Here is a 13651-nt window from a genome sequence, read left to right as displayed (position 1 = left end):
CGGCCAGCCGGCTCACCGACGCGACGGGGTTGCCGTCCTCGTCGGCCACGGTCACGGCGATGCTGCCGGTTCCGGTGCGCATGAGTTTGGCCCGCACGGCGGAGGCGCCGGTCGCGTGCAGGGACACGCCCTCCCAGGCGAACGGGAGCAGGCTGCCGGCCTCCTCGGCCTCGCCTCCGGCGAAGGCGGCGGCGTGGAGCACGGCGTCCAGGAGAGCCGGGTGCAACCCGAATCCGCCGGTCGGAACGTGCTCGGGCAACTCGGCCTCGACGAACACCTCATCGCCTCGGCGCCATACGGCGCGCAGGCCCTGGAACACCGGCCCGTACGCGAACCCGTCCTCCGCCCGCGTCTCGTAGAAGCCGTCGAGTTCCACGGGGCGCGATGCGGCGGGCGGCCACGCCGACACGTCGAGCGTGTGCGGGGCGTCCTCCTGCGCGGCAAGCGTGCCGGAGGCGTGCTGGGTCCAGGGCAGGTCCTCGTCGGCCGTGTCGGGGCGGGAGTGCACGCCGACGGAGCGACGGCCGTCCTCGTCCGGTGCACCCACGGCGATCTGAATCCGTACGGCGGCACGCGGGCCGAGGATCAGGGGCACGCCGAGGGACAGTTCCTCGACCCGGCCGCATCCGACCTCGTCACCCGCGCACAGCACCAGGTCGAGGAAGGCGGTGGCCGGCAGCAGGACGTTGCCGTGCACTTCGTGGTCGGCGAGCCAGGTCTGCGTACCCGCCGACAGACGTCCGGCGAGAACCACCCCGTCGGACTCCACCAACGGCACGACCGCCCCGAGCAGGGGGTGCCCGACGGGTTCCAGACCCAGGGCCACGGCGTCCTGAAGCGATGCGGTGACGGCGGGCCAGTAGTTCTGGCGTTGGAAGGGGTAGGTGGGGGCGTCGGTGAGGCGGGCGCCGGTGAAGAGTGAGGGCCAGTCGACACTCACGCCGTGGGTGAAGAGGCGGGCGAGGGCCGTGAGGGCAGCCGCCTCTTCGGGGCGGTTCTTGCGCAGGAGGGGGGCTACGACGACGTCTTCGGACGCTGCTTCCTCGATCAGGGCGGTGAGAATGCCGTCGGGGCCGATCTCCAGGAACCGGGTGACGCCCTGCTCGGTGAGGGCGCGGATGCCGTCGTCGAAACGGACGGTCTCACGGACATGGCGGACCCAGTAATCGGCCGAGTCCGGAGCGGCCAAGGCGCCGGTGAGGTTGGACACGAGCGGGATACGCGGCGCGTGGAAACACAGAGCCGAGATCGCCGCGCGGAACTCGTCGAGCATCGGCTCCATCAACGGCGAGTGGAAGGCATGCGAGACCCGAAGGCGGGTCGTGCGGCGGCCCTCGGGCAACGCGGCAGCGACCGCGAGAACAGCCTCCTCCACACCGGACAGCACGATCGAAGACGGGCCATTGACCGCCGCGACGGACACCTCGTCGGTGAGGTGAGGCGTGATGTCATCCTCGGTGGCCTCGACCGCCAGCATCAGCCCGCCCTCGGGCAGCGCCTGCATCAGCCGAGCCCGCGCCGACACCAACTCACACGCATCCGCCAGCGACAACACGCCCGCGACATGCGCGGCCACGATCTCCCCGACGGAATGGCCGGCCACGAAGTCCGGCCGTACGCCAAGGAACTCGGCGAGGCGGAAGAGGGCGACCTCGATCGCGAAGAGTGCGGGCTGGGTGAACTCCGTACGGTTGAGGGCCTCCTCGTCCTCGCCCCAGATCACGTCACGCAAGGCAGGGTCGAGCCCGGCCAGGACCTCGTCCAGGGCTTGAGTGAACACCGGGAAGCGGGCGTACAACTCCCGTCCCATGCCGAGACGTTGAGCACCCTGGCCCGAGAACACGAACGCCAGCGGCTCCTCGACCGCCACTCCCCTGCCGGCCTCGGTGACACCCTCCGCCGACGCCAACAGCACCGCCCGGTGCCGGAAGCGCGTACGCCCGGCGGCCAGCGTGTACGCCACGTCCATCGACGACTCGCCCGCGTTCAGCTGCTCGATCTGCGCGTCCAGCGCCAGCTCCGACCGCGCCGACACCACCAACGGCACCACGGGCGGACGATGGACGGTGCTGGGCGCCGACGCGTCCACGGGCAGTTCGAGAATCACGTGGGCGTTGGTGCCGCTCAGGCCGAAGGAAGAGACGGCGGCTCGGCGCGGACGGTCACTGTCCGGCCATGGCACCGGCTCACGCACCAGCTCCACGGCACCCGCAGTCCAGTCGACATGGGATGACGGCTCATCGACGTGCAGGGTGCGCGGGACGGTGCCGTTGCGCATCGCCAGCACGCTCTTGATCACACCAGCCACGCCTGCGGCAGCCTGGGTGTGGCCGAGGTTGGACTTCACCGACCCCAGCAGCAGCGGCCGTTCACGATCCTGGCCATACGTCGCCAACAGGGCCTGCGCCTCGATCGGATCACCGAGAGTCGTACCGGTGCCGTGCGCCTCGACCACATCCACATCAAGGGCCGACAGCCCCGCCGACGCGAGCGCCTGCCGGATCACCCGCTGCTGCGAGGGACCGTTGGGAGCCGTCAGGCCATTCGAGGCACCGTCCTGGTTCACGGCACTGCCGCGCACGACCGCCAGAATCCGATGCCCGTTGCGCACCGCATCCGACTGCCGCTCCAGCAGCAGCACACCGACACCCTCGGCCCAGCCCACTCCATCGGCGGCGTCCGCGAACGCCTTGCACCGCCCGTCCGGCGCCAGCCCACCCTGCCGGGAGAACTCCACAAACGTCGTCGGCGTCGACATCACCGTCACACCACCGGCCAACGCCAACGAACACTCACCGCCGCGCAATGCCTGCGCAGCCAGATGCAGGGCCACGAGGGACGACGAGCAAGCGGTGTCGATCGTCACCGTCGGGCCTTCGAGGCCCAACGCATAGGCGACACGGCCGGACGCGATGCTCGGGGAGCTGCCGCTTCCTCGGAAGCCCTCGAACTCATCGCCGGAGAGCAGGACGCCGTAGTCGTTGTACATGAGGCCGGCGAAGACGCCGGTCTGGCTGCCGTGCAGGGACGTCGGGTCGATACCGGCCCGTTCTATCGCCTCCCACGCGGACTCCAGCAGCAACCGCTGCTGTGCGTCCGTCGCCATGGCCTCGCGTGGACTCATCCCGAAGAACTCGGGGTCGAACCCGCCGACTTCGGCAAGGAACCCGCCGGCACGAGCGGACGACGTACCGGTGTGCTCCGGGTCCGGGTGGTAGAGCCGCTCCAGGTCCCAGCCACGGTCCTCCGGGAAGCCGGAGGTCGCGTCCACGCCGTCGCTCACCAGCCGCCACAGATCCTCCGGCGACGACACACCACCCGGGTACCGGCAGGCCATGCCCACGATCACCACGGGGTCGTCGGCGACCGCCGCCACCGGAGCGACCGGAGCCGCGGCGCGCGATCCGAGCACCTCGTCCAGCAGGAACCCGGCGAGCACGCTCACGGTCGGATAGTCGAACACCAGCGTCGCGGGCAGACGCAGCCCGGTGACCGACTGCAACCCATTGCGCAGCTCAACAGCCAGCAGCGAATCGAAGCCCAGATCGCGGAAGGACCGCGAGTCGTCGACACCCGAGGCGCTCTCATGGCCCAGCACCAGCGCCACCTGCCCCCGCACGAGGTCCAGCAGCACCTCACGGCGCTCCACCTCGTCCAGACCGGTGAGCCGCTGCAGCAGTCCGCCTGCCGCGACCACTCGACGACGCGAACGCACCAACTCACGGAAGACGGGCGGAACTTCACCAAGGCCGCGCACGGCGCGCAGGTCGAGCGGCACGGGCAGGACGACCCGCTCGCCCGTCCGCAGCGCCGCGTCGAACAGTGCCAGGCCCTGGTCGACCGTGATCGCGGGAATGCCGGTACGGGCCATCCGCTGCGGGTCGGCCGTCATGCCTCCGGCGTGCTGCTCCCACGGGCCCCATACGAGGGACACCGCCGGCAGCCCCATGTCCCGGCGCAGGGTCACCAGGGCGTCGAGGAAGGCGTTGGCCGACGCGTAGGCCGCCTGGCCGACGCTGCCGAGCACACCGGCGACGGAGGAGAAGACGATGAACGGCGTGTCGTCGGGGAGGAGTTCGTGCAGGTGCCAGGCGGCGTCGGCCTTCGGGCGCAGAACGGACTCCAGGCGGGCCGGAGTCAGAGTTCCGACGAGTCCGTCGTCCAGGACTCCCGCGGCATGCACCACACCCCGTACCGACCGCCCCGCCAGCACACCCGCCAGCGCGTCACGATCCGCCACATCACACGCGACAGCATCGACCTGTGCGCCCAACTCCCCCAGCTCGGCGATGAGTTCACGCGCACCCGGCGCGTCCACCCCCCGCCGCGAGAGCAACACCAACTCCCGCACCCCGTGCTCCCGCACCAGATGCCGAGCCACCACCGCACCCAGACCACCCGTACCACCGGTCACCACCACGGCACCCGGACCGGCCCACTCCACCCCCACCTCACCCGACGACCGACCGGCACGCACCAGGCGAGGGGCGACGACGGCATCACCGCGCACGGCGACATCGACCTCGTCGACAGCCAACGCACGCAGGGCGGCGCCGAGTTGATCCGGTCCGGCGTCCGTGGCGTCCAGTGCCGCGAACCGGCCCGGATACTCGGCCGCAGCCGACCGCACGAGCCCGCGTACAGCGGCGGAGACCACCGCCGAGCACTGTGTCAGCACGACCAGCCGCGCACCGCGGAACCGTTCCTCGGCGACCCACGCCTGCACCAGGTCCAGCACCCGCGCCACGACGGCGTGGGTCTGACCGGCCACGTCCACCGCCGTGTCGGCGCCCACCCCTACGGCGGCCACGACCAGCCCCGGAACCGGCCGGTCGGCGTCGGCGGCCAGCTCGTCCAGGTCGGGGTAACTCCGGACGTCGGCCACCGCGTCCCGCACCGAGCCACCCAGCGCCTCGTCGGCGCCGATCAGCGCCACGGCGGAGAGCTCAGCCGCCGTCTGCGGCACTTCGGTCCAGTCGACCCGGTACAGCGCCGCGTCCGCTACCGCACTCGCCCCGCCGAGCTGTTCGCTCGTGACCGGCCGAACCACCAGCGCGGCCACATGCGCCACCGGGCGTCCCTCGGCGTCGGCGAGATCGACGGCGACGGCATCCCGGTCGTCCCGCCGGACCAGCCGGGCCCGCACCTCGGTCGCGCCGGACGCCAGCAGCGAGACGCCCTCCCAGGCGAAAGGCAGGGCGGGGTCACCGGTTCCGCCGGCAGCGGCGAGGGCGTGCAGGGCGGCGTCGAGCAGTGCCGGGTGCAGGCCGAACCCGCCGGCATCGGTGCCGGTCGGCAGTGCGACCTCGGCGAACACCTCGCCGCCGCGCCGCCAGACACCCCGCACCCCCTGGAAGAGCGGGCCGTACATGAGTCCGGCGTCGGCCAGGTCGTCGTACAGCTCACCCGTCTCCACGGGCTGCGCACCGACCGGCGGCCACTGGGCGGCATCGGACGACTCGGACCACTCGGACCACTCGGACCGCGTCGGTTCGTCGGAGAGGACACCTACGGCGTGCTGCGTCCAGGGAGCGTCTGCGACCGCGTGGTCGGGACGCGCGTGCACCGTCACCGAGCGGCGACCGGCTTCGTCGGTCTCCGCGACCCGCACCTGAATCTGCACGGCGCTCGTGTCCGGGACCAGGAGAGGGGTGGACAGGGTGAGCTCGTCGAGGGTGCCGAAGCCGACCTCGTCGCCGGCCCGCACCGCCAGTTCGACGAAGGCCGTGCCCGGAACGACCACCCGCCCGAGCACGACATGATCGGCCAGCCACGGGTGCGTGGCCATCGACAGCCGCCCGGACAGCACCACGTCGTCGGAGTCGGCGAGCGATACCGCGGCCCTGAGCAGCGGATGGTCGGCGGCCGCGAGACCCGCGGCCCGCACATCCCCGGAACCGGTGACGTACCCGCCGACCGGCCAGTAGTCCTGGCGCTGGAAGGGATAGGTCGGGACGTCGACGAGTCGTGCGCTCATCCCGCTGAAGAGCGCGGACCAGTCCACCGGCACACCGTGCGTGAAGAGTTGCGCGAGGGCCGCGAGCGCCGCGCCCTCCTCGGGCCGGTCCTTGCGCAACACGGGTACGACGACCGTCTCGTCCACGACGGACTGCCGTACCAGCGCGGACAGCACGCCGTCCGGACCGATCTCCAGGAACCGGGTGACGCCCTGCTCGGTGAGGGCGCGGATGCCGTCAGCGAAACGGACTGTCTCGCGGACGTGACGGACCCAGTGGTCGGCCGAGTCCGGGGCGACGAGGGTGCCGGTGAGGTTGGAGACGAGCGGGATGCGCGGCGCGTGGAAGGTGATGCCGGACAGGGCCTCCTCAAAGTCCGCCAGCATCGGGTCCATCAGCGGCGAGTGGAAGGCGTGCGAGACCCGCAGCCGTGTCGTGCGCCGGTCCGGCAGAGCGGCGGCCACCGCGAGAACGGCCTCCTCGGTCCCCGAGAGCACCACGGAGGAGGGTCCGTTGACCGCCGCGACGGACACCTCGTCGGTGAGATGCGGCGTGACGTCATTCTCGCCGGCCTCGACCGCCAGCATCAGCCCGCCCTCGGGCAGCGCCTGCATCAACCGAGCCCGCGCCGACACCAACGCACACGCGTCCGCCAGCGACAGCACCCCCGCGACGTGCGCGGCCGCGATCTCCCCGACGGAGTGTCCCGCGAGGAACTTCGGGGTGACCCCGAGCGAGGTCACCAGTCGATACAGAGCCACCTCTATCGCGAAGAGCGCGGGCTGGGTGAACTCCGTACGGTTGAGGGCCTCCTCGTCCTCGCCCCAGATCACGTCACGCAGGGCCGGGTCGAGCCCGGCCAGCGCCTCGTCCAGGGCCCGCGCGAACACCGGGAAGCGGGCGCACAACTCCCGCCCCATCCCCAGACGTTGGGCACCTTGACCGGAGAACACGAACGCAAGCGGCCCCTCGACCGCCACTCCCCTGGCCGCCTCGGTGACGCCCTCCGCAGACGCCAGCAACACCGCGCGATGCCCGAACCGGGCCCGGCCCGCTGCCAACGTGTAGGCGACGTCCACCGAGGGCTCTGCCGCCCGCAGTTGCTCGATCTGCGCGTCCAGCGCCTGCTCCGACCGAGCCGACACCACCAAGGGCAGTACCCCGAACTCGCCTGCCACCGGCGTCGGTTCGGCATCCGGCCCTGCCTCCAGGATGACGTGGGCGTTGGTGCCGCTGAGCCCGAAGGAGGACACACCGACGCGCCGGGGCCGGTCAGTGTCCGGCCACGCCATGGGCTCACGCACCAGCTCCACCGCACCCGCAGACCAGTCCACGTGGGACGACGGCTCATCCACATGCAGAGTGCGCGGGACGACACCGTGTCGCATCGCGAGGATCGACTTGATGACACCGGCGACACCGGCGGCGGCCTGGGTGTGGCCGAGGTTGGACTTCACCGACCCCAGCAGCAGCGGCCGTTCGCGGTCCTGGCCATACGTCGCCAGCAGCGCCTGCGCCTCGATCGGGTCACCGAGCGTCGTACCCGTACCGTGCGCCTCCACCGCATCCACATCGGAGGCCGACAGCCCGGCGGACGCCAGCGCCTGCCGGATCACCCGCTGTTGCGAGGGCCCGTTCGGCGCAGTCAAGCCATTCGACGCACCGTCCTGATTGACGGCACTTCCCCGGACGACCGCCAGAATCCGATGCCCGTTGCGCACCGCATCCGACTGCCGCTCCAGCAGCAGCACACCGATACCCTCGGCCCAGCCCACTCCATCGGCGGCGTCTGAGAACGCCTTGCAGCGCCCGTCGGGCGAGAGCCCGCCCTGCCGGGAGAACTCCACGAACGTCGTCGGCGTCGACATCACGGTCACACCACCGGCGACCGCCAACGAGCACTCCCCACCCCGCAACGCCTGCGCAGCCAGGTGCACCGCCACCAGCGACGACGAACACGCCGTATCGATGGACACCGTCGGCCCCTCGAAGCCGAACGTGTACGCAACACGGCCGGAGGCGATGCTCATCGCGCTCCCGTTGCCACGCAGGCCCTCGAACTCGCGGCCGTCGAGGAGGAGTCCGTAGTCGTTGTACATGACGCCCGCGAATACGCCGGTCTGGCTGCCGCGCAGGGACGTCGGGTCGATACCGGCCCGTTCTATCGCCTCCCACGCGGACTCCAGCAGCAACCGCTGCTGCGCGTCCGTCGCCAACGCCTCCCGGGGACTCATCCCGAAGAAGTCCGCATCAAAGCCACTGGCATCCCGAAGGAAGCCACCGGCGCGGGTGGACGAGGTGCCGATGTGCTCCGGGTCGGGGTGGTAGAGCCGCTCCAGGTCCCAGCCACGGTCGGACGGGAACTCGCCGACCGCGTCCCCGCCGTCCGACACCAGCCGCCACAGGTCCTCCGGCGACGACACACCACCCGGGTACCGGCACGCCATCCCGACGACCACCACTGGATCGTCATCAGCCACCGCACCCAACGGCACCACTGGGGCCGCGCCCTGCGCCCCCAGCACCTCGCCCAGCAGGAACCCGGCGAGCACGCTCACGGTCGGATAGTCGAACACCAGCGTCGCCGGCAGCCGCAACCCCGTCACCGACTGCAGCCCATTGCGCAGCTCGACAGCCAGCAGCGAGTCGAAGCCCAGATCGCGGAACGACCGCGACGCATCGACGCCCAGCGCACCCTCGTGCCCCAGGACCAGCGCCACCTGTCCCCGCACCAGATCGACCAGCACCTCGCGCCGCTCCACCTCGTCGAGCGGGGCGAGCCTGCGGACCAGGTCGGGTGTGCCGGTGCCGCTGCTCGCGGTGCGACGGCGGGGGCGTACGAGTCCGCGCAGGAGTGCCGGGATCTCGGTGCGGGCCCGTGCCGCCCGCAGGTCCAGCGGGACAGGGAGTACTACCTCGGCACCGGTTGCGAGGGCCGCGTCGAAGAGGTTCAGTCCCTCGTCGGCGGACACCGGGCGGATGAGCGAGGTCTCGTCCGGCGCTTCCGTGGGCTGCCCGACCGCCATGCCCGCGCCGTCGAGCCGCCACAGCCCCCAGGCCAGGGAGACCGCGTGCAGCCCCTGGGCACGGCGGTGGGCGGCGAGTGCGTCGAGGTAGGCGTTGGCGGCGGCGTAGGCGGTCTGGCCGACGGGGCCGAAGGTGCCGGCGGCGGACGAGATGAGGACGAAGGCCTGGACATCGGGGAGGAGTTCGTGCAGGTGCCAGGCGGCGTCGGCTTTCGGGCGCAGTACGGACTCCAGGCGGGCCGGAGCCAGAGTCCCGACGAGACCGTCATCGAGAACACCGGCGGCATGCACCACACCCCGTACCGAGCGACCCGCGAGCACGCCCGCCAGCGCGTCACGATCCGCCACATCACACGCGACAGCATCGACCTGCGCGCCCAACTCCCCCAACTCAGCGACGAGTTCACGCGCACCCGGCGCGTCCACCCCTCGCCGCGACAACAGCACCAGCTCCCGCACCCCGTGCACCCGCACCAGATGCCGAGCCACCACCGCACCCAGTCCACCCGTACCACCGGTCACCACCACAGCGCCCGGACCGGCCCACTCCACCCCCACCTCACCCGACGACCGACCGGCACGCGCGAGACGGGGAACGGTGACGCGGCCGTCCGTGAGTGCGGTCTCCCGTTCGCCTGTGGCGAGGGCCTGGCGCAGCAGTGTCCCGTCCACTGGGTGGGTGCCGAGAATCAACAGGCCGATGCCGCCGGGGTGTTCGGACTCGGCGGCGCGCAGCAGGCCGCGGACGGCGGCCGTCGCGGGGCGGTCGTCGCGTAGGGCGATGACCAGGCGGGTGGCGCGCAGGCGCTCGTCGTGCTGCCACTGGCGGACCAGGTCGAGGGCGCGGGTGGTGAGGGTGTGGAGTTCGGTGACGGGGTCGCCCCCGGCAGGGTCGGCCATGAGGGGGGCGAGGATCACGTCGGGCAGGGGTGCCGCGTCCGCGAGTTCGGTGAGGTCGGCGTGGACGGGTACGCGGGCGCCACCGAGAGCGTCGCCGAACTCCTCGGCGATCAAGGCGTCGGCAGGGTCGGCAGGGTCGGCGAGCAGGGCTAGAGGCCCCTGGTAGGAGGCCGGCGCGGCTGCGTGTTCGGTCGGTATCCAGTCGACTCGGTACAGGGCATCCGCGGCCGTCCCGGCGCCAGGGCGAGCGGCGTCGAGCGGGCGCGTGGTGAGGGCGTCCACGGTCAGGACGGGTGCCCCCATGGTGTCCACGACGTCGATCTCGACGGTGTCCTCGCCCTGCGCGGCGATGCGGGCGCGCACCTTGGTGGCGCCGGTGGCGTGCAGGCCGACGCCTTCCCAGGCGAACGGCACGCCGAGGCGGCCGTCGCCGGCGTGGGCGAGGGCGTGCAGGAGGGTGTCCAGCAGGACGGGGTGGAGGGCGAAGCCGGCGGTGCGGTTGCCGGCGGGGAGTTCGGCCTCGACGTAGAGGTCACCACCGCGGCGCCACAGGGAGCGCAGGCCGCGGAAGGCGGCGCCGTAGGAGAAGCCGTGGTCGGCGAGGGCGTCGTAGGCCCCGTCGAGGGGGACGGGTTCGGCGCCGGCCGGGGGCCATTGGGTGGTGTCCAGGGCCGCGGGTGTGTCGGTTTCCGTGCCGGGGCTGAGGCGGCCGGTGGCGTGGGCGGTCCAGGGGTGGTCGTCGGGGCCGTCGGGGCGAGCGTAGATGGTGACGGGGCGGTGGCCGGAGGCGTCGGGGCCGCCGACGAAGGTCTGGATCTGGACGGCGCCTTGCTCGGGCAGTTCGAGCGGGGCCGGGAGGGCGAGTTCGGCCACGCGGTCGCAGCCGAACTCGTCGCCGGCGCGCAGGGCGAGTTCGACGAAGGCGGCGCCGGGGAGCAGGACGCGGCCGTCGATGCGGTGGTCGGCCAGCCAGCGGTGGGTGGCGAAGGACAGGCGGCCGGAGAGCAGGGCGCCGTCGGAGTCGGCCAGGGACACGGCAGCCCCGAGGAGGCCGTGTTCGGCGGGGGCGAGACCGATGGCGCGGACGTCCCCGGCGCCGCCGACGCCCGCGGCGGGCCAGTGCCGGCTGCGCTGGAAGGCGTAGGTGGGGAGGTCGACGGGGTGGGCGGGAGTGTCGGCGAAGTAGTGCTGCCAGTCGACGTGGGCGCCGGTGGTGTACAGGGCGGCGAGGGCCGTGGGGAGGGCGGTGGCCTCGGGGGTGTCCTTGCGCAGGGTGGCGAGCGCGACGCTGTCGTCGGGTGCCGACTCGGCGACCGGGCCCGTGAGAACGGCGTCGGGTCCGAGTTCGAGGAAGGTGCGTACGCCCTGCTCGGTGAGGGTGCGGATGCCGTCGGCGAAGCGAACGGTCTCGCGGACGTGGCGGACCCAGTAGTCGGCCGTGTCCGGGGCGACGAGGGTGCCGGTGAGGTTGGAGACGAGCGGGATGCGCGGCGCATGGAAGCGCAAAGTCGAGATCGCCGCGCGGAACTCGTCGAGCATCGGCTCCATCAACGGCGAGTGGAAGGCGTGCGAGACCCGCAGCGGTGTGGTGCGGTGGCCGTCGGCGGTGAGGCGTTCGGTGATATCGGCTACGGCGTCGGCCGGGCCGGAGAGCACCACAGAGGCGGGGCCGTTGACGGCGGCCACGGCGACGTCGGCGGTGAGGTACGGGCGCACCTGCTCCTCGGATGCGCGTACGGCGGTCATGGCGCCGCCCTCGGGGAGGCCGGCCATCAGCGAGGCGCGGGCGGTGACGAGGGTGCAGGCGTCGGCGAGGGACAGCACTCCGGCGGCGTGCGCGGCGGCGATCTCGCCGATGGAGTGTCCGGCGACGAAGTCGGGCCGTACGCCCCAGGATTCGAGGAGGCGGAAGAGCGCCATCTCAAGGGCGAAGAGGGCGGGCTGGGCGATGCCGGTGTGGTTCAGCGCGGATGCGTCGGTGCCCCACATGGCGTCCCGCACTCCGAGCGGCAGCAGGGCGAGCGTCTCGTCGAGGGCGGTGCGGAACACCGGGTGGTGGTCGTACAACTCGCGGCCCGCGCCGAGGCGTTGGGCGCCCTGGCCGGAGAAGAGGAACGCGGTGGGGGCGTCGGTCGCGGTGTGCCGGAGCAGACCGGGCGCGGGGGTGCCGTCGGCCAGGGCGGTCAGGGCGGCCTCGACGACTGCGGGGTCGGCGGCGACGAGTGCGGCGCGGTGCTCGAAGGCGGTGCGGGTGGTGGCGAGGGCGCGGGCGAGGACGTCGAGGCGCGGTGCATCGCCGGAGCGGTCCAGTGCGGTGCGCAGGCGGGCGGCCTGGGCGGCGAGGGCCTGCGGGGTGCGGCCGGACAGCACGAGCGGTACGGGGGTGGGAGGTACGGGTGCCGGGTCGGGGGCGTCGTCGGCGGGGGCCTGTTCGATGACGGCGTGGGCGTTGGTGCCGCTGATGCCGAAGGAGGAGACCGCGGCGCGGCGGGGCTGTCCTGTGTCGGGCCAGGGGGTGTTGCCGGTGACGAGGCGTACGGTGCCGTCCGACCAGTCGACGTGGGTGTTGGGCTCGTCGACGTGCAGGGTGCGGGGCACGATGCCGTGCCGGATGGCCTGCACCATCTTGATGACGCCGGCCACGCCCGCCGCGGCCTGAGTGTGGCTGAGGTTGGACTTCACCGAGCCGAGCAGCAGCGGGTGTTCGGCGGTGCGGGCGCGGCCGTAGGTGGCGAGGAGGGCCTGGGCCTCGACGGGGTCGCCGAGGGTGGTGGCGGTGCCGTGGGCCTCGACGGCGTCGATCTGGTCGGCGGACAGGCGGGCGTTGATCAGGGCCTGCTCGATGACGCGTTGCTGGGAGGGGCCGTTGGGTGCGGTGAGGCCGTTGCTGGCGCCGTCCTGGTTGACGGCGGAGCCGCGGACGACGGCGAGGACGCGGTGGCCGCTGCGGCGGGCGTCGGACAGACGCTCCAGCAGCAGCACGCCGACGCCCTCGGACCAGCCGGTGCCGTCGGCGGAGTCGGCGAAGGAGCGGCACAGTCCGTCGGCGGAGAGTCCACCTTGGCGGCCGAACTCCAGGTGGGTGGAGGGGGTGGACATGACGGTGACGCCGCCCGCGAGGGCGAGGGTGCACTCGCCGGTGCGCAGCGCGTGCGCGGCGAGGTGGAGGGCGACGAGGGAGGAGGAGCAGGCGGTGTCGACGGTGAGGGCCGGGCCGGTCAGGCCGAGGGTGTAGGCGATACGGCCGGACAGGACGCTGCCGGCGTTGCCGGTCAGGTGCAGACCGCGGGCGCCGTCCTCCGCTCCGGCGCGGTACTCCTGGGCCATGGCGCCCATGAACACGGCGGTCTCGCTGCCACGCAGGGCGGTGGGGTCGAGCTGCGCGGACTCGATGGCCTCCCACGTGGATTCGAGCACGATCCGCTGCTGGGGGTCCATGGCGACCGCTTCGCGCGCGGAGATCCCGAAGAACTCGGCGTCGAAGTCGGTGGCGTCATGCAGGAAGCCGCCCCCGGAGGCGGCGGCTGAGACCGCGTCGAGGTCCCAGCCGCGGTCGTCGGGGAAGGGCCCGATGCCGTGTCTGCCGTCGACGAGCAGGTCCCAGAGGCCGTCGGGGTCGCTCACCCCGCCCGGGTAGCGGCAGGCCATCCCGATGATGGCGATGGGCTCGTGGGCGGCGGCCTCGAGTTCCTGGACGCGCTGCCGACTGTGCCGCAGGTCGGTGGTGGCCCGCTTCAGGTAGTCCCTGAGCTTGTGTTCGTTGTCCAT

The 13651-nt window shown here is 72.5% G+C and carries 1 protein-coding gene (cut by a window edge); it reads right to left on the bottom strand.

Annotated elements, in window-relative coordinates; translation table 11 throughout:
- Window positions 1–13651 carry the start of a type I polyketide synthase gene (locus OG254_RS44470; protein WP_405593431.1) on the bottom strand. The gene continues 24833 nt to the left of window position 1, outside the view, so the window shows 13651 of its 38484 coding nt (coding positions 1–13651); the start codon lies at window positions 13649–13651; its stop codon lies off the left edge, out of view.

The organism is Streptomyces sp. NBC_01092 (assembly GCF_045039535.1).
GTDB lineage: Bacteria > Actinomycetota > Actinomycetes > Streptomycetales > Streptomycetaceae > Streptomyces.
This window is presented reverse-complemented; position numbering and strand designations above follow the sequence as displayed.